The sequence below is a fragment of the Nocardia sp. NPDC004582 genome, assembly GCF_053602115.1.
Window position 1 is genome coordinate 41,076 of sequence record NZ_JBSGCY010000027.1, and the last position, 17,627, is coordinate 58,702.

13 protein-coding genes and 2 pseudogenes are annotated in these 17,627 nt (G+C 68.6%); 7 read left to right on the forward strand and 8 right to left on the reverse strand.

Going from position 1 to position 17,627, the window contains the following annotated elements; genetic code table 11:
• The first annotated feature begins 80 nt into the window (after positions 1-80).
• The 3 genes from pheS to ACWELJ_RS11040 all read left to right on the forward strand — a co-directional run bounded on the left by pheS (position 81) and on the right by ACWELJ_RS11040 (position 4,524).
• A complete protein-coding gene (pheS, locus tag ACWELJ_RS11030; protein WP_452366002.1) occupies positions 81-1,139 on the forward strand; it encodes a phenylalanine--tRNA ligase subunit alpha in 1,059 nt (352 codons plus the stop codon).
• A 33-nt stretch (positions 1,140-1,172) separates the two neighbouring features.
• Positions 1,173-3,674: a phenylalanine--tRNA ligase subunit beta gene (gene pheT / locus ACWELJ_RS11035; RefSeq protein WP_452366003.1), complete on the forward strand. Its 2,502-nt coding sequence runs from the start codon at positions 1,173-1,175 to the stop codon at positions 3,672-3,674.
• Between the two features lie 64 nt (positions 3,675-3,738).
• Complete coding sequence (locus ACWELJ_RS11040; protein ID WP_452366004.1) at positions 3,739-4,524, forward strand: alpha/beta hydrolase; 786 nt, start codon at positions 3,739-3,741, stop codon at positions 4,522-4,524.
• On the opposite strand, the pseudogene rho reads toward ACWELJ_RS11040, so the two are convergent.
• Positions 4,511-5,713, reverse strand: a pseudogene (rho, locus tag ACWELJ_RS11045) (transcription termination factor Rho); the annotation flags it as partial. The gene ACWELJ_RS11040 and the pseudogene rho overlap by 14 nt on opposite strands.
• Positions 5,714-5,888: 175 nt before the next feature.
• On the opposite strand from rho, the gene ACWELJ_RS11050 reads away from it, so the two are divergent.
• Both ACWELJ_RS11050 and ACWELJ_RS11055 read left to right on the forward strand, forming a co-directional pair.
• Positions 5,889-6,398, forward strand: a complete 510-nt coding sequence (locus tag ACWELJ_RS11050) for a hypothetical protein (RefSeq protein WP_452366005.1) — start codon at positions 5,889-5,891, stop codon at positions 6,396-6,398.
• Positions 6,399-6,422: 24 nt separating this feature from the next.
• Positions 6,423-7,463: a hypothetical protein gene (locus tag ACWELJ_RS11055; protein ID WP_452366006.1), complete on the forward strand. Its 1,041-nt coding sequence runs from the start codon at positions 6,423-6,425 to the stop codon at positions 7,461-7,463.
• Positions 7,464-7,551: 88 nt separating this feature from the next.
• Here ACWELJ_RS11055 and ACWELJ_RS11060 read toward each other — a convergent pair whose 3' ends face one another.
• From ACWELJ_RS11060 to ACWELJ_RS11075, 4 genes and pseudogenes are all read right to left on the reverse strand, one after another.
• Positions 7,552-8,613: a GlxA family transcriptional regulator gene (locus ACWELJ_RS11060; protein ID WP_452366007.1), complete on the reverse strand. Its 1,062-nt coding sequence runs from the start codon at positions 8,611-8,613 to the stop codon at positions 7,552-7,554.
• Positions 8,614-8,651: 38 nt separating this feature from the next.
• Positions 8,652-9,530 (reverse strand): alpha/beta fold hydrolase, encoded by an 879-nt coding sequence (locus ACWELJ_RS11065; protein WP_452366008.1) that lies wholly within the window; start codon positions 9,528-9,530, stop codon positions 8,652-8,654.
• 123 nt (positions 9,531-9,653) lie between these two features.
• Positions 9,654-9,800, reverse strand: a pseudogene (locus ACWELJ_RS11070) (aromatic-ring hydroxylase C-terminal domain-containing protein); the annotation flags it as partial.
• Between the two features lie 57 nt (positions 9,801-9,857).
• Complete coding sequence (locus ACWELJ_RS11075) at positions 9,858-11,417, reverse strand: FAD-dependent oxidoreductase (RefSeq protein WP_452366009.1); 1,560 nt, start codon at positions 11,415-11,417, stop codon at positions 9,858-9,860.
• 284 nt (positions 11,418-11,701) lie between these two features.
• On the opposite strand from ACWELJ_RS11075, the gene ACWELJ_RS11080 reads away from it, so the two are divergent.
• Complete coding sequence (locus ACWELJ_RS11080) at positions 11,702-13,237, forward strand: DUF222 domain-containing protein (RefSeq protein WP_452366010.1); 1,536 nt, start codon at positions 11,702-11,704, stop codon at positions 13,235-13,237.
• Between the two features lie 482 nt (positions 13,238-13,719).
• On the opposite strand, the gene ACWELJ_RS11085 is transcribed toward ACWELJ_RS11080, so the two are convergent.
• Positions 13,720-14,205: a nitroreductase/quinone reductase family protein gene (locus tag ACWELJ_RS11085; RefSeq protein WP_452366011.1), complete on the reverse strand. Its 486-nt coding sequence runs from the start codon at positions 14,203-14,205 to the stop codon at positions 13,720-13,722.
• Between the two features lie 108 nt (positions 14,206-14,313).
• Between ACWELJ_RS11085 and ACWELJ_RS11090 the strand changes: the two genes are divergently transcribed.
• The gene (locus ACWELJ_RS11090; protein ID WP_452366012.1) at positions 14,314-15,213 is read left to right on the forward strand and encodes an RNA polymerase sigma-70 factor; all 900 of its coding nucleotides are present in this window, start codon (positions 14,314-14,316) and stop codon (positions 15,211-15,213) included.
• Between the two features lie 15 nt (positions 15,214-15,228).
• Here ACWELJ_RS11090 and ACWELJ_RS11095 read toward each other — a convergent pair whose 3' ends face one another.
• Complete coding sequence (locus ACWELJ_RS11095; RefSeq protein ID WP_452366013.1) at positions 15,229-16,005, reverse strand: isocitrate lyase/PEP mutase family protein; 777 nt, start codon at positions 16,003-16,005, stop codon at positions 15,229-15,231.
• A gap of 47 nt (positions 16,006-16,052) precedes the next feature.
• On the reverse strand, positions 16,053-17,627 hold a 1,575-nt coding region (locus ACWELJ_RS11100; protein WP_452366014.1), incomplete at its 5' end, for an LCP family protein.

The following is a 17,627-nucleotide window of genomic DNA, read 5'->3' on the forward strand; positions in this document are numbered from 1 at the left end:
GCAAGAATGGGTGGGCAGTACCGATTGCCGATAAGACTTTCCGCCCGACCCGTAACCAGCCTGGGGAGTGACGAACCATCGTGGCCGATGACAACAGTGCCGAGCAGACCGCCGCGTTGAGCGAGGAGTCGCTCTCCGCCGCCGCGGAAGCCGCGGAGAAGGCGTTCGCCTCGGCCTCGACCCTGGACGAGCTGGCCACGGCCAAGACCGAGTACATGGGCGGCAAGTCGCCGATCTCGCTGGCGCAGCGGTCGCTGGGCACGCTGCCCAAGGAGGAGAAGGCCGACGCGGGCAAGCGGGTGAACGTGGCGCGCGGCCGGGTGTCGCAGGCCTACGAGTCCCGCCAGGCCGAGCTGCTCGCCGAGCGCGACGCGGCGGTCCTGGTCGCGGAGACCATCGACGTGACCCTGCCCGCCGACCGTCGCCCGGTCGGCGCGCGCCACCCCATCTCGGTGCTGTCCGAGCGGGTCGCGGACGTGTTCGTGGCCATGGGCTGGGAGGTCGCCGAAGGCCCCGAGGTCGAGACCGAGCACTTCAACTTCGACGCGCTGAACTTCCTGCCCGACCATCCGGCCCGCACCATGCAGGACACCTTCCACATCGCGCCGGAGGGCTCGCGGCAGGTGCTGCGCACCCACACCTCGCCGGTTCAGGTGCGCACCATGCTGTCTCGCGAACTGCCGATCTACGTGGTGTGCCCGGGCCGCACCTTCCGCACCGACGAGCTGGACGCCACCCACACCCCGGTGTTCTCGCAGATCGAGGGCCTGGCCGTCGACAAGGGCCTGACCATGGCCCACCTCAAGGGCACCCTGGACGGTTTCGCGCGGGCGCTGTTCGGCCCGAACACCACCACCCGCATGCGGCCCAGCTTCTTCCCCTTCACCGAGCCGTCCGCCGAGGTGGACGTGTGGTTCGAGGACAAGAAGGGCGGCCCCGGCTGGGTCGAGTGGGGCGGCTGCGGCATGGTGAACCCGAAGGTGCTCATCGCCAGCGGCATCGACCCCGAGGTGTACAGCGGCTTCGCGTTCGGCATGGGCCTGGAGCGGACCCTGCAGTTCCGCAACGGCCTGCCGGACATGCGCGACATCGTCGAGGGCGATGTGCGGTTCACGCTGCCGTTCGGCATCCAGTCCTGACCTGACCCCCGATACGAGGAAGCGAAACGTCAAGTGCGAGTAGCTCAGTCCTGGCTGACGGACATCCTGCAGCGGACCACCCCCGGGTGGTCGGTGACGGCCGAGGAGCTCGACGCGGGGTTCGTCCGGGTCGGTCTCGAGGTCGAAGAGGTCGACCATCTGGCGCCCATCGGCGGTGACATCGACAAGCCGCTGGTGGTCGGCCGGGTCGCCGAGATCACCGAGCTGACCGAGTTCAAGAAGCCGATCCGCTTCTGCAAGGTCGACGTCGGCAACCCCGAGCTGCAGGAGATCGTCTGCGGCGCACGGAACTTCGCCGTCGGCGACCTGGTCGTGGTGGTGCTGCCGGGCGGCGAGCTGCCCGGCGGATTCAAGATCTCGTCGCGGAAGACTTACGGCCACACCAGCAATGGCATGATCTGCTCGGTCGCCGAACTCGGCATCGGCAAGGACCACAGCGGCATCCTGGTGCTCGAGCCCGGCACCGCCGAGCCCGGCGCGGACGCCAACGAGCTGCTGGGCCTGGGCGACACCATCATCGAGCTGGCCATCACCCCCGACCGCGGCTACGCGTTCTCCGCGCGCGGCCTGGCGCGTGAGCTGGCCTGCGGCTTCGACCTGGAGTACGGCGATCCGGCCGTGCGGCTGCTGCCGGACTCCGAGGCGCAGGCGTGGCCGGTGAAGATCGAACCCGAGTCGGGCTGCACGCGTTTCGCGGTGCGCCGGGTCACCGGCATCGACCCGAAGGCCGTGAGCCCGTGGTGGCTGCAGCGCCGCCTGCTGCTGTCGGGCGTGCGCCCGATCTCCCCGGCCGTGGACGTCACCAACTACGTGATGCTCGAGCTCGGTCAGCCGCTGCACGCGTTCGACGCCGCCAAGGTGCGCGGCGGATTCGTGGTGCGCCGCGCCCATACCGGCGAGACCCTGCGCACCCTCGACGAGGCCGAGCGCACCCTCGACGCCGAGGACGTGGTGATCGCCGACGAGTCCGGCGTCATCTCGCTGGCCGGCATCATGGGCGGCGCGAGCACCGAGGTGTCGGACACCTCCACCGACATCCTGCTCGAGGCCGCGACCTGGAACCCGGTGGCCGTGGCCCGCACCGCGCGCCGGCACAAGCTGGGCTCCGAGGCCAGCCGCCGCTTCGAACGGATCGTGGACCCCGAGGTCAATATCGCCGCCCTCGACCGCGCCGCCACCCTGCTGGCCGAGATCGCCGGTGGCACTGTCGAATCCGTGCTGACCGACGTGCGCGTGCCCACCCCGGCCGCGGCGCCGATCACCATGGACATCGATCTGGCCGACCGCACCGCGGGCGTGCACTACGCGCCCGGCGCGGCCACCCGCCGCCTGCAGCAGGTCGGCTGCGCCATCGAGGTCGGCGTCAGCGAGGCCGGTCACCCGCAGCTGATCGTGACCCCGCCGTCCTGGCGTCCCGACCTCACCCAGCCCGCCGACCTGGTGGAGGAGGTGCTGCGCCTGGAGGGTCTGGACCAGATCCCGTCGGTGCTGCCCACCGCCCCCGCCGGGCGCGGCCTGACCGCCGCCCAGCTGCGCCGCCGCGCGGTGAGCAAGGCGCTGGCGTTCGAGGGCTGCGTCGAGGTGCCCGCCCCGGTCTTCATGCAGGCCGGTGTCTTCGACACCTGGGCGCTGGACGCCGACGACCCGCGCCGCAATACGCTGCGGGTGCTGAACCCGCTCGACGTCGAGCGCGCGGAACTGTCGACCACCCTGCTGCCCGGTCTGCTGGAGATCGCGGCCCGCAATATCTCCCGCGGTCAGCGTGATCTCGCCATCTACGCGATCGGCCAGGTCACCCTGCCGACCGAGCAGACCGCGCCCGTCGGCCCGCTCCCGGTGGACCGCCGCCCGACCGACGCCGAGATCCAGGTCCTGCTGGACTCCCTGCCCGAGCAGCCGACCCGCGTCGGCGCGGTCCTCACCGGCCGCCGCGAGCCGCGCGGCCCGTGGGGCCCCGGCCGCCAGGTCGAGGCGTCGGACACCTTCGCCCTGGTCGACGCGATCGCCGAGGCCTCGGGCCTCACGATCGAACGCCGTGCGGCACAGTTCCTGCCGTGGCACCCGGGCCGCTGCGCCGAGCTCCTGGTGGACGGCGTCGTCGTCGGTCACGCCGGCGAACTGCACCCCGCCGTGCTGGAGCGCTCCGGTCTGCCCCCGCGCACCTGCGCCTTCCAGCTCGACCTCGACGCCCTGCCGCTGCGCGAAATCCGCCCCACCCCGGTGGTTTCCGCGTTCCCCGCGGTCCTGCAGGACGTCTCGGTCAGCGTCGACAAGACCGTCCCCGCCGTATCGGTCGAGAACGCCCTCCGCACCGGCGCGGGTGACCTGCTCGAAGACATCTCCCTCTTCGACGTCTACGAGGGCGCCCAGGCCGGTGAGGGCCGCAAGTCCCTCACCTACGCCCTGCGCTTCCGCGCCACCGACCGCACCCTCACCGAAGACGAGGCCAGCGCCGCCCGCGACGCGGCCGTCGCCCGCGCCTCGGACGCGGTGGGAGCCGTCCTGCGCGGCTGATCCCAGGCCACCGCGAAAGGGCCCCGATCCTGATGGATCGGGGCCCTTTCGGTATGAATGAACCATGTGGCATCCGGCGACGCCCGTCCTCAACGCCCTCAGCTATCAACCGGGTGAGCGCGGCATCGTGGAGACTCCCGAAACGTATGGGTTCGCCTATGCGGATCTGTACTTGCCTACCTCCGATGGGGAGACCGTCAACGCGTGGTTCGTGCCGGCGGTGGGGGAACCGGTGGGGCACATCCTGTTCGCACACGGCAATGGTGGGAACATCGGGGACCGGTCACCGATGCTGGGCATGCTGGCGTCGGCCGGATTCGATGTGATGACGTTCGATTACCGGGGGTACGGGCGCAGTACCGGGCGGCCGGGTGAGGGTGGGACGTATCGGGATGTACGGGCGGCGCGGGCGGCGTTGCTGGCACAGGCCGGGGTGGATGCCGAGCGGGTGGTGTATCTCGGGAAGTCGCTGGGCGGGGGCGTGATGCTGGAGTTGGCGAACGCGGTGCCGCCGGCGGCGTTGCTGTTGATGTCGACGTTCACGAGCATGCGGGACGCGGCGGCGGCGGTGTACCCGTTCCTGCCGAAGATCTTCGTGCCCAACGCTTATCCGAGTCTGACGCGGATCCGGCGGTTGCGCTGTCCGGTCCTGATCATGCACGGTGACGCGGATGAGCTGCTGCCGGTGCGGATGGGGCGGGATTTGTTCGCGGCGGCGCCGGAGCCCAAGGAGCTGGTGATCTATCCGGGCGGACTGCACAACAATCTGATCGGATTTCCCGGCTGGGCCGAGCGGGTCGCGGCCTGGGCGGCGGGCGTGCTGCCGCCCAAGCGGCTCATTTCCGGATGATGTTGGCGAGGAACTCGGCATTGCCGCCGGTCTTGCGCAGGCCGTCGAGGAGCAGGTCGAGGGCGCGCTGATCGTCGAGGTCGGCGAGGGTGCGGCGCAGGGTGGCGACGGCCTGGCGTTCGGCCGGATCGAGCAGCAGGTCGTCGCGGCGGGTGCTGGACTTGGCGATGTCCACCGCGGGGAAGATGTGGCGGCCCGCCAGGGTGCGGTCGAGTTTGAGCTCGGCGTTGCCGGTGCCCTTGTACTCCTCGAAGATGACGGTGTCGGCGAGCGAACCGGTTTCGACGAGCGCGCTGGCCACGATGGTCAGCGAGCCGCCGTCCTCGATATTGCGGGCCGCGCCCAGGAACCGCTTGGGCGGCAGCAGCGCGGTGGAATCCACACCGCCGGAGAGGATTCGGCCCGAGGCCGGTCCGGAGGTGTTGTAGGCGCGGGCCAGCCGGGTGAGCGAGTCGAGCAGGACGACGACGTCGCGGCCCTCCTCCACCAGGCGCTGCGCCCGTTCGATGGCCAGTTCGGCCAGCGCGGTCTGCTCGGCGGGGGAGTGGTCGAAGGTGGCGGCGACCACCTCGGCGGGGACGCCGCGGGACAGGTCGGTGACCTCCTCGGGGCGCTCGCCGACCAGCACCAGCATCAGGTGCGCCTCCGGGTGGTTGACCGCGATGCCGTGCGCGATCGACTGCAGCACAGAGGTTTTGCCCGCCTTCGGCGGTGCGACGATCAGCGCGCGCTGGCCTTTGCCGATCGGCATGATCAGGTCGGTGACGCGGGTGGTGAGCTGGTTCGGCTGGGTCTCCAGCCGCAGCCGCTCATTCGGGTGGATGGGGGTCAGGTCCCGGAAGTGCGGTCGCGTGCCGAGTCCGGCCGCCGGTCGGCCGTTGACGGTGTCGACCCGGACGAGGGGAGCTTGCTTGCCGCCCTTGGGATTCGGCTGCGCGAGTCCGGCGACCAGGTCGCCGCGGCGCAGTCCGTGGGTGCGGATCAGGCGGGCCGGGACGTGGATGTCGCGCGGGCCGGGCAGGTAGCCGTCGCGGCGCAGGACCCCGGTTTGGCCGTGCAGTTCCAGGATTCCCGTTGCGGGAGTGAGTGTTTCGATGTGGTCGAGGGCCGGGGCCGGATCGGTGGATACGACCGGGGGCCGGATTTCGGCGGTTGTCATGGTGTTTCTCCTTGGTGGCCGGATATGGCCGAGGGCGGTGGGTAACCGCGGATGTATGCCGAGTGGTCACCGCATGGGCGGGATCTGCTCGGTGGGGAAGAAAATCGCGGTGGGAGGGACTCTGCGTCGACCTGCGTCCACGGGATCGCGACGCCACCACGGTACGTCACCCCGCGCGGCGCGGTCAATGCGTAGCCTGGAACCCATGAGCGATGCCAGGGAACTCGCGGCGTTGTTGGCGCAGCTGCCGGACGCCGAACTCGCGGCCGTGGTCGCCGCCGCCACCGAGGGCCGGGCCGGTCTGGCCGCCCTGCACGCGGTGGCGCGGTCCCTGACCGATACGCTCGGTCATGCCCCGGACGTCATCGATGTGACTCCTGACACCCTGCCCGTGGAGGGCTATTCACAGTCTGAGACGGTCGGGGGATCCGGGCAGGTCGGAGCGGGTCCGGTGGCGACCGGGATACCGGTACCGCCTGCGGGTATCCCCACCGCGCCCACGGTCGGCGGCTATTCCTCCGCCGGTGTCCCTACTTTCGAGTCAGTTCGCGATAAGGTCGAGCAACGCTACGGGACCTCGCAGGGGATGGGCGAGCTCGATCGGCAGACACCAGTGGGCCGTAGCGTAGAGGAACAGTGGGAAGCGCGGGCCGAGGCCGCGCGGGAACGACTGGATCAAATTCGAAAATCGATGCAGGGCAACGATTCCGAGTAGGTCCGGCGTTCCGTCCGAGAATGGGTGGAACCTTTGACCGAGCCGCGCGAAATTGCCGAGAAACTACTGGATCTCCAGGTCGACTTCATTGTCGCCGAGGTCTCCGGTGACCGCTTCGCTGAAGTGATCGCCCGCGATGTGGAAGCGGTGGTCGGCGTCGCCGACACCATCATCTTCCGCGACGTGGTCGAGATCGATCAGGCCAAGCAGACCGTCGCCACTGTCATCGACCTCATCGGCGGTAGCCCGGTGCTGGGCGAGATGGTCGGCACGCTGGCCGACTCGCTCTACGAGGACATCGCGGGGAACACCCAGTACACCCTTGGTGACGTGGTCGACCGGGAACCGGTCGAACAGCTGCTGGAGAAGCTCTTCGGCATGCATCAGGCCCAGGAGCGCATCCTGGAACGCCTCACCGAGAGCCCCCTGATCGCGACCGTGGCCGCCAAGTTCGTGGACAAGCTGGTCGACGATCTGATGGAGACCAACAAGCAGATGGCCTCGAAGATTCCCGGGGTCGGCTCGCTGGTGTCGATGGGCACCAATGCCGCCAAGACCGCGCGCAAGGCCGCGGAGAAGGCCGGCGGCACCTTCATCGGCGAAATGGCCGGTAAGGGAGCGCAATTCGCGCTCAAGCGGACCAATAACGCGATCCGCGAGATGCTGCGCGACGCGCCCGTGCACGACGCGGCCATGGAGTTCTGGGACCTGCACGCCGGCGAACCGGTGAGCGGCCTGCGCGAGTACCTGTCGCAGCAGGATCTGAAGGATCTGGCGCTGATCATCCACCGGATCGCGGTGACCACCCGCAACAAGGAATACGTCGGCGTGCTGGTGGACCAGGGCGTCGAGGTGTTCTTCGACAAGTACGGCGACCACACCCTGGCCGCCATGCTGCCCGAGCTGGGCCTGTCCGAGGCGGTCATCGCCGAGGAGATCCTGCGCTACGGCCCCGCCGTGGTGGAGGCGGCCAAGCGCAACGGCGTGCTGGCCAAGCTGATCCGGGAGCGGCTGGAGCCGTTCTTCCTGTCCGAGCCGGTGCTGGCGGTGCTCGCCGGGAACTGACGGCTGGTACCTGTCACGGGGTCGCACGCTGAATCCGCGTGCGAAAACCGGTGTGCGACCGGCGATGCCGCGCCGTCGGTGGAACCCCTCATCTGCTCCGAGCCGGTCCGATGGCGAAATGCTGGCGGTAGCGTTCGGGCGTGGTCGCGAGGCGGCGGATGAACACCCGGTGCAGGGTCTCGCCGTGGCGGTAGCCGACCTGCCGGGCGATGGCGCCGATGGTGAGTTCGGTGGATTCCAGCAGCCGCCGGGCCGCCTCCACGCGCAGGTCCTCGATGAACGCCGCAGGGGTGCAGCCGGTTTCGGTGCGGAAGGCGCGCGCGAAGTTGCGTTCGCTCATTCCGGCGCGGCCGGCCAGCACGGCGACGCCGAGGTCCTCGCCGAGATGATCGGGCAGCCAGTCCTGCACCGCCCGGATGGCGGGCGTGCGGGCGGGCTGAGCGCGTAGTTGCGCGCTGAACTGGGCCTGCCCGCCGGGACGGCGCGTGAACACCACGTACACCCGCGCGATCATGGCCGCCGTCTCGCGCCCGTGGTCGTCCTCGACCAGGGCCAATGCCAGATCGACGCCCGCGGACATGCCCGCCGACGTCCAGCGATTGCGATCCCGCACATAGATGCGGTCCGGTTCGACCGTGACGCGTGGATACCGTTGCGCCAGTATGCCGGTCGAGCCCCAGTGGGTGGTGGCCCGGTAGCCGTCGAGCAGTCCGGCGGCGGCCAGCAGCAGCGCGCCCGCGCACACCGATGTCACCCGGCGCGCTTTGCGGGCGAGGGCGGGCAGCTCCGGAATCACCTCCGCCGCAGCGGGACCGGTGACATCGCCGCCGACGACGACAAGGGTGTCGAAGTCGTCGCCGTCGGCGATATCGCGCAGCGAATGCGCCACCGAGAGGGTGAGCCCGCCGTCGGCCTGGATCGCCCGGCCGCCCGGCGAGGCCGTCAGCAGCCGGTAGGGCGGGACGCGCGATCCGCTGTTCTCGCCGGGCGGACCATCACCGCCCGCGTGGCCTCGCAGTTCCGGCGGTAGACGATCTCGCGGTGTCTCGGCGATCTGGTTCAGCAGTGCGAACACATCCAGCGGCCCCGCGAGTTCCGAGATCTGCATGCCTGGGAAGACGACCAAGACAATGGTGCGAGGTGCGGGCACCTCGCCATGATCGCAGTGGACGCCGGTGGCTGTCACGGTCAGTTGCTGATCGATCCGGCCGGATCGGGCGTGGCGTGTAGTTCCAGGAACGGGATGATCAGCGACGCGAGCCGGTCGGGGAACTGGGCGTGCGGGTAGTGGCCACCCTGTTCGATCAGGGCGTATCGGCCCAGTCCGGGCGACAGGGACGCCACGATCCGCTGGGCCTCCGCCTCGGGGTGGGGGTAGTCGGGGTCCTCACCTCCCATGATCACCAGCGCGGGACAGTGGACTTCCGGCAGCCGTGCCTCGGCATCGGCGGGGGTGGTCTTGCCGGTCTTCATGAATTCCGCCCAGCGGCCCGGACTCCGCAACTGGGCGCGGAGTTCGGTGAGGTAGTCGTCGTGGTCCTGCGGCCGGGTCGGGTACGCGACGCCATCGAGATACTTGAACCACAGCCGGGGCGAACCGAGCAGCTGGGTGCCGACCAGTTCGGTCAGGCCGCGCCGGTGCCGGCGGTTCGACCACAGCGCACCGAAGTCGATGCCCTGGGTGAGGGTGAACGGGTTGATCTCGACGATCCCCGACACCAGCTCCGGCGCTTCGGCGGCCGCGATGGTGGCCGCGCCGCCGGACAGCGAGTGGCCGACGATCACCGCCGGACCCCCGAAATGCCGGATGACGCCGAGCAGATCGAGGGCCACGTCGGTGCGGGCGATGGCCGCCTTACCGGTGACCGACGGCCAGTCGAGGGTGGATTCGCCGTGACCGCGCATGTCGGCGTTCACGACCCGGTGCCCGGCGGCGGCCAGGGGCCCGATCAGATGGCGGAAGTCCCGCCGCCACGTTCCCATGCCGTGTGACAGCACCACGAGGGGCCCGTCGCCGGTGACGTCGCAGGCGATCCGCCCGTGCTCGAGTGTGACGAACTCGGTCATTTCCCGGTCCTTCCAAGCGATTTCGTTCCGTCGCCGCGATGCGCGGCATGCCGGAATTCAACGCCGGAAAACGGATGACGCCTACCGTCCGGGCAGGCCGGATCAGTGGTGTGGCCGATCCGGTCAGTCGCTGACCACCCCGGCCCGCACCGCCGTCCCCGCCGTTTCGGAGGCGCCGAACCAGATGGTGAGCGCGTCCCGCAACGCCGCGGCTTCGTCCACCGTTGTGGGCCAAGCGATGTGGGCGTCCGGGCGGATCAGGGTGTGGCCGACCCGGTCGGCCGCCGACCCTGATAAACCGCAGCGGGGCTCGGTTCGGCGGGAGCGTCAGCCGATCGCCGTTCCCGCCGCGACGCCGGCGCCGCCGAGCCAGGCGGCGAGCGCGTCCCGCAAAGCGGGCGCTGCCGTCTCCAAGGGTTCGTCCACCGTTGCGGCCCAGGCGATGTGGGCGTCCGGGCGGATCAGGAGGGCGTCGGCGGGACGGTCGGCGGTGGTGGCGACGCGCAGGTCGACGCGACCGGCCCACTCCTCGGCGATGTCGTGGAGGTCGGGGCGGTCGGCCAGCACCAGCAGGACCGGGCGGGCCGCGTGCAGGAGTTCGGCGACTCGGGTGTCTCCGGCGTCGGTGCGCAGCGGCAGGTCCGGGACGACGGTGCCGGTCAGGGGGTGCTGGTTGGGGTTCGGCAGCGGGTAGCGCAGGTCGGTGCCCGCGATGAGGGCACCCACCCGGCGCAGGGCGGGCTCGTCGGTGAGCAGTTCCTGGAACAGTTCCCGCAGTGCCAGTGCCGCCGGGTCGTCGCCGCGCCGCAAGGCCACCTGAGCTTGGGTCTGCATCATGATGCGGGCACCGGCGAAGTGACGCTCCTCGTGATAGCTGTCCAGCAGTCCCTCCGGCGCCCGGCCGTGCAGGTCGGCGGCCAGTTTCCAGGCCAGGTTGATCGCGTCGAGCATGCCCGCGTTGAGGCCGACACCCGTCATGGGAAAGGCGTGTGCGGCATCACCGGCGATGAAAACCCGTCCAGCCCGGTACCGTTCGGCCTGGCGGGCCTGGAACTGGTAGCGGGACAGGCGGATCGGGTCACCGAGCGGAAGGTCGACGCCGAGGATGCGCCGGATGCTGTCCTGCAGTTCGGACAGGGTCAGCGGCTCGTTGTCGTCGGTGTCATCGATGGTGTCCTCGGTGGTCTGGATCATCATCGTGCCCGGGGCGAGTGACCCCATCGCGAACACGCCGTGCTCGGTGCGGGTGAAACCGGCCGCGACGGTACCGAACCCGGGAACATCGAGGTCCCCGTTCTCGCGCTGCGTCACCGAATCCGGCACGCTGACCTGCCCCAATCGGTTGACCTCGGGGTACGTGGTGCCCGGGAAGTCAACTCCCGCCATGCCGCGCACCCGGCTGCGCGCACCGTCGCAGGCCACTACGTAGCGGGCAGTGAGCCGATGGTCGCCGTCCGGGTCGCGCACGTCCACCGTCACCGTGTCAGCGTCCTGTGCGAGGGCTGTCACCTCGTGGCCCCGGCGCACTTCCGCGCCCAACTCGGTCGCCCAATCATCCAGCAGCTGTTCCAGTTTCGGCTGCGGTAGATGCATGGCCTGCAGCGGCGAATCGGTCAAGGGGCTGAAGTCCACGTGCAATCCGCCGAATGGAATCGCCGCCGTGGGGCCGGCATCCACGCCGATCTCGTTGAGCCGCGCGGTCAGGCCACGATAATCCAGCAGCCGCAGGATCTGCCCTCCCAGGCCATTGGCCTTCGGAACGGTCCGCAGGTGCGGCAGCCGCTCCAGGACGATCGGCCGCACCCCGGCCAGCCGCAGTTCGGCGGCCAGCATCAGGCCCGTCGGGCCCGCACCCACGATGATCACGTCGGCATCGGTACTACGCACTCGTATTACTCCGTTTCCGTGGGTTTTCGCTACGGTCAGCGATTCTGCGGCATCACAGGGGTCTTGTGGCAAGCCCCGGGGTGCGATATACGTTGAAGAGGGAAGTGGTTCGCCCCACCTCGCTCCTCCGTCCGCGCGCCGTCGCCGGGCGGATTTTTTGTTTTGCCCACCGGCATGGGAGGTGGCAAGCATTTGGTTGGGAACTTCGGCCCGCTATTTGAAAAGCCATGCATCACAATGGAATTCGGCTATGAACGCCGTTTTTATCACAGTAGAATAGAGGCATGGATTCGAATGGGGTGACACTCGAGGGCTGCGGTATCGCTGAACTGGCGGCCGCGGTCTCCACCCTGACCGAAACCATTCAGGGCGGGAAGATGACCGACTTCTCCGACGAAGACGTTGTGTCGTTGATGCAGCAGTTGGAAACGTATAAGCGTCAGCTCGCCGCGCTGGATACGCGGTTGATCATCGAAGCGGGAGAGCGGTCCCTGCACTCGCGTAGCGGGGCCGGGAAGATGGTGCCGTTCCTGCGCCACACCTTGGGCCTGTCCCGGTATGACGCGTCGGTGCGGGTGAAGATCACCCATTACTGCGGGGAATTCGTCCAACAGACAGGTCATGTCGCGCCGCCGGTGTTGCCGGTGGCTGCGGAAGCGTTTGCGGCGGGGGAGATTTCGCGTGATCACGTGCGGCATGTCATGGACGTGATGAACCATCTGCCCGTTGATGTGCCTGCTGAGGCGCGGGCGGAGGCCGAGCAGATCCTGGTGGATTACTCGCGCAATGGGTGGCCCGATGATCTGTTGAAGATCGGGCGTGACATCCTCGCTCGCCTGGATCCGGATGGGAAGGTCGTCTCCGACGCCGACCGTCGTCGCCGTCGCGGGATCACCCTGTGCCGTCCCGGCGTGGATGGCATGTCGCGTATCGAGGGCTGGATCACTCCCGAGTTGCGTGCGCTGCTCGATGCTGTGTTCGCGAAGCTGGCGCGGCCGGGTATGTGCAATCTGGAAGATGCTGAAAGCCCCAGCGCGCGTGACGGGTTCATCGAGAACTCGGTCCTGGACGCTGCTGCCGGTCGTGATCGTCGTGATGCGGGGCAGCGCACCCATGATGCGTTGTTCGCTCTGCTGCAGCCCGGTGTCGATGTCAGTGATCTGGGGTCGCATCGGGGGATGCCGGTGCAGGCCGTGTTCACGATGAGCCTCAAGGATTTCGAGGCCGGGGCCGGGGTCGCGACCACGGCGTCCGGGACGCATGCTTCGGTGGCTGAGGCGTTGAAGCTGGCCGCTGATTCGCATCCGGTGATCGCGGTCCTCGACGGGGACGGGATGCCGCTCTACCTGCAACGGTCGCGGCGCACTGCCAGTGAAGCCCAACGATTGGCGCTCCTCGCCCGGGATAAGGGGTGCACCCGACCGGGGTGTGAGCAACCGGCCAGTATGTGCGCCGCCCACCACATCACCGATTGGGCGCAGGGCGGCCCCACCGATATCGACAACCTGACGTTCGCGTGTGATCACTGCCACGCGTTGATCAACGACGGCCCGGATGGGTGGAAAACCGTTGTGATGGGTAAAGACTCGCCTCATGCGGGCCGTACGGGGTGGATTGCTCCGATGAGTCTCGATCCCACCGGCACCCCACGCGTGAACGAGCGTCATCACGTCGGGCAGGCGATCGCCGCTGCGGTCGATTCGAGCTGCAAGCAGTGGCGCTCACGGGTTTCATCGAAACCGCGCTGCTCGTCTGCTGCTGGCGTACGCAAAGCGACGGGGAGTGTGGTCGCCTCGCCTGCCCTGCCGGACTTGGGCTGACGCCGGGCCGGGAGCCGTCAGCCTGCCGATCCTGGCCCACGGACTGCACGCATCACCTACTCGAGACAAGAACCCAACAGACCTCGAGACATCAACCATTTTCGAACTCCACGAAACCAAGCCCACCCGCTGACCTCCCTTCACGCCGCGATGATGCGCGGCCGAACCTCGAGGGGGCTGGAAGGTGAGGCGGCCCAACAGACTCGGCCACCCTGTCTTCCTTTTCCTGTCCTCACCGGTGGTGGCTGGTAGGTGAGGCGGCCCAACAGACTCGGCCACCCTGTCTTCCTTTTCCTGTCCTCACCGGTGGTGGCTGGTAGGTGAGGCGGCCTCCTGAACCTGGCCAACCCTCTCCCTTTTCCTGTCCCCACCGGCGGAGGCTGGTAGGTGAGGTGGTTTCGCAAGCGCGGCCACCTCCCTCCTCCAGGCGTCTTTACATCTTTGTTGGCTTTTGGTCTTTGCTCTTCTTCGTTGCGGTTTGCCTACGCCCGGCTGAGGACCGCGATAGGAAACTGCCGCGAGCTCAACGCCCGGTACGTATTGAAGTGAGGGTAAGCGGCAGCGAGAGTGCGCCAGTGGGCATCGTATTCCGCGGAATCGTTGACTACCCGGTAGGTGACGGGGAAGGTGTCGCGCCCGACTCGGACCTGAACATTGTCGGTGGCCAGGAGATTCTTCCACCAGTTGGGCACTCCGGGATTGCCGCCGTTGGACCCGCACACGAGCAAGTCGTCACCAGAGCGCACGAGCATCAGCATGACCGGGCGAGGTTCGCCTGATTTCCGCCCGGGTACCGTCAACTCGAAAACCGGATCACCGAAAAGGGTAGCGAAGCGGGTCCCGCCGAAACGCGTGTAGAGACGGCGATGGACGCGGGCGTAGAAGCGGGCCACACCGCCCAGATAGGTACTCGAGTAGAAGTTGAAGCGGCCCATCAGGGTCAGCTTGCCGGGATCGGTGCCGGTCATGGATTTTCCCCTCGGGACGGCGGGCGGTCGAAACTGACTGTACATGGTGTCCAGCGAGTTGACGTGAGGGCTCGAGTTGCCGTGAGGGCTACTGGCTAGGCTTCGGACATGGGGATGGATACGGATCGGCCGGCCGGGGTGGACGAGTTCGATGGGCTGCGACCGTTGCTGTTCACGGTCGCCTACCAGCTGCTCGGCAGTGCCTCCGACGCCGAGGATGTGGTGCAGGACAGCTACCTTCGGTGGCGAGCGACCGATCAGGGGCGGGTGGAGAACCCGCGGGCGTACCTGACCACCGTGGTGACCCGGCAGGCGCTCAATCATCTGCGCACGGTGCGACGGCGGCGCGAAGAGTATGTGGGCAGCTGGCTGCCCGAACCGATCCGCACCGAGGACAACGCCGAACGCGATGTGCTGCTGGCCGAATCGGTGTCGATGGCCATGCTGCTGGTGCTCGAAACCCTGGGGCCGACCGAGCGGGCGGTGTTCGTGCTGTCGGAGGTGTTCGGGCACAGTTTCGTCGAAATCGCCGGAATGGTCGGCAAATCCGATGCCGCGGTGCGGCAGATCGCGCATCGGGCTCGCGCGCACGTGCGGGAGCGCCGCAAGCGGTTCGAACCCGATGCTCGGACCAGCCGGGCGGTGATCGAACGGTTCCTGCTGGCCGCGCAGACCGGTGATACCCAGACCCTGATGGATGTCCTCGCGCCGGACGTGGTGCAGATCTCCGACGGCGGCGGCAAGGTCACCGCGGCCCGGAAGCCCGTATTCGGTGCGGAACGGGTCGCGATCTACCTGGTGCGGCTGACCCGGAACGGCTTGGCGGGCATGACCGTCGAGTTCGGCACCTACAACGCGCTGCCCGCCGTCCTGTTGCGCACCGCGGATGGACGGCTCGACACCGTGCAGCTGATCGAAACGAGTGGCGACCGCATCACCGGCCTGTACGCGATACGCAATCCCGACAAGCTGCGGACCGCTGAACTGACTCGCGTGATCGCTCGGTGACAGGTCGCTGCGCGGTCAAGGCTCCAGAACCCGCTGAATCGTTGCGTAGCTGGGGATTTCGGCGACCAGCGGATGACCGTGTGCCACGGATTCGGCCGTGTGCACCGCCGCGGCCAGTGCCGCGCGGTACAACAGTGACCCCGTGCTGATGCGCCGCACACCCAAGCCGCCCAGCTCGGCGACCGTCGGCCCGGTGGGGGAGAACAGAATGTTCAGCGGCGCGCTCAACGCGGTGGTGAGGGCGCGAATCCCGTCAGGGTCGGTGATTCCGGGCACGAAAATGCCGTCCGCGCCGCACTTCTCGTAATGCTGCACCCGTTCCAGCGTGGAGTCCGCGTCGATGCCGAGCCAGTAGGTGTCGGTGCGCGCGTTGACGAACAGCTCGGGCACGCGAGCCTTCACTGCCGCGATCAGCTCGCCGTGCTCGCGCGGATCCGCCAGCGCCGTGTTGGATCGGCTGTCCTCCAGGTTGATTCCCGCGATGCCCGCGTGTGCGAGTTCCGCGCAGAACTCCGCCACCTCGTGCGCGTCGGTGCTGAATCCGCCCTCGATGTCCACGGTGACCGGGATGGTCAGCCGTCCGAGCCGCTGGGCCAAGGCCAGGGTTTCGGCGCGGGTGGCGGCGGTGCCGTCGGGCAGCCCGGCCGCCGCGGCGACCCCGAGGCTGGTGGTGCCCAGCGCCGGGAAGCCCGCCTCGGCGAGCATGGCCGCCGACCCGTAGTCCCAGGCGTTGGGCAGGACCAGGGGGCGGTCACCGTGGTGCAGGCTTCGGAACAGCTCGGTCTTCGTCATGGCGGCACTCCGTTCGTCGACGGCGGGTCACGCGGGTCGGGCCGAAATCAGTTCACGCAGGGGATCTTCGAGCCGATGGTGGTGGTCACCGGCTTACCGGAGTCGGGCGCGTCGGAGGTGGTCGTGTCCGTGGTCGCGGCCAGGCTGGTGCTGGAGCCGCCGGCGGTGGTGGTGGGCGTGGTGGAGGTCGCCGTCGGGTCCAGGCTGGACGGGATCTCGAGGTCGCTGCCGACGACCAGCTTCACGTGCCCGGCCGACACCGAGGTGGACGGGCTGACCGGCAGGCCGCCGAACATCTCCGACACCTGCTTGGCATCGGTGTCGCCGCCGGTGCCGTAGTAGACGGTCGAGCTGGTGCCGTCGGCGTAGGAGGCGTTGGCGACCTCACCGGCCGGGAATCCCTTGGCGGTCAGCAGCTTCGACACCTTGGCGGCCTGACCGGGGGTGCCGCTGGCGTTGACCACGTCCAGCGTGGAGGTGGGGGCGACGATCGGGGCGCTGGGCGCGGCGGGAGTGGAGACGCCGAACGCCTCGCGCACCGTCTTCTTGATCGCCACCGGATCGATGACGTTCACGTCCTGGCCGTCGACATTGTCGTAGCGCAGCACCGGCAGCGTGCGGAACTCCACCGACGGCGACTCCGCGCGGCCCAGCGTGGTGGCAAAATCGGTGAGGCTCCAGCCGTCGGAGAGCACCACGTCCTTGTGCGCCACATCGATCAGCGCCTTGAGCCGACCCGGATTGGTCAGCGTGCCAGAGCTTTTCATCGAATTGGCGACCGAGGTCAGGAACGCCTGCTGCCGGTGGGTGCGGTCCAGGTCGCCGTTCTCCAGGCCGTGCCGCTGCCGCACGAACGCCAGCGCGTCCGAGCCGTCCAGGTGTTGCGGTCCGGCCGGGAACTGCGCGCCCGAGTAGTAGCTGTCGTCAACGGCGTGGTTGAGGCACACGTCGACGCCGCCCAGCGCGGTCGCCAGATCGTAGAAGCCGGCCAGCGAGATCTCCGCGAACCGGTTGATCGGGACACCGGTCAGCGCCTTCACGGTCTGAACGATGCTGGCGCGCCCGGCTTCGCGGCCCTGCCGCTCCAGTTCGGGGCCTTCGGCCATGCCCTTGGCCTTGAGCTTCTCCTCGACCGTGTACTTCTTGAGGCCGTACGACTCCTTGATCTTGGCATGGTCGTAGCCGGGGATGCCCTGCACCGGCACGTAGTCGTCGCGCGGGATGGAGAACGCGACGATGTGCTTGAGGTCCTTCGGAATGTGCACCAGGATCAGCGAATTGGCGTTGTAGCCGCCCTCGCTGCCGTCGCCGGCGTGCAGCTGATCGAGGATGTCCTTGGGGAGATCGTTGCCGTTCAGGTCTTTTCGGGTGTCGAGACCGATCAGCAGCATATTGATGTCGCCGTCGAGGTTCACGTCCTCGGGGGAGATCGCGCCGGAACGGGTGAAACCCTGGTCCAGGGTGGTCTCGCCGTACCAGACGACACCGGTGATGCCCATGACGCTCGCCGCGATCATCGCCATCGCGCCGCGTCCGACCAGGCGCAGCCGCTTGTCGCGCTCACGTTCGGCGGGGGTGCGCTCGCGCCGGTTGCCGCCGCGGCCCGGCTTCTCGCCGCCGCC

What these genes read in the sequence shown, in the direction of transcription:
- ACWELJ_RS11090 (WP_452366012.1), top strand. Translation starts at nt 14,314, where the DNA reads ATGGGGATGGATACGGATCGGCCGGCCGGGGTGGACGAGTTCGATGGG.
- ACWELJ_RS11085 (WP_452366011.1), bottom strand. Translation starts at nt 14,205, where the DNA reads ATGACCGGCACCGATCCCGGCAAGCTGACCCTGATGGGCCGCTTCAAC.
- ACWELJ_RS11080 (WP_452366010.1), top strand. Translation starts at nt 11,702, where the DNA reads ATGGATTCGAATGGGGTGACACTCGAGGGCTGCGGTATCGCTGAACTG.
- ACWELJ_RS11095 (WP_452366013.1), bottom strand. Translation starts at nt 16,005, where the DNA reads ATGACGAAGACCGAGCTGTTCCGAAGCCTGCACCACGGTGACCGCCCC.
- ACWELJ_RS11040 (WP_452366004.1), top strand. Translation starts at nt 3,739, where the DNA reads ATGTGGCATCCGGCGACGCCCGTCCTCAACGCCCTCAGCTATCAACCG.
- ACWELJ_RS11050 (WP_452366005.1), top strand. Translation starts at nt 5,889, where the DNA reads ATGAGCGATGCCAGGGAACTCGCGGCGTTGTTGGCGCAGCTGCCGGAC.
- ACWELJ_RS11065 (WP_452366008.1), bottom strand. Translation starts at nt 9,530, where the DNA reads ATGACCGAGTTCGTCACACTCGAGCACGGGCGGATCGCCTGCGACGTC.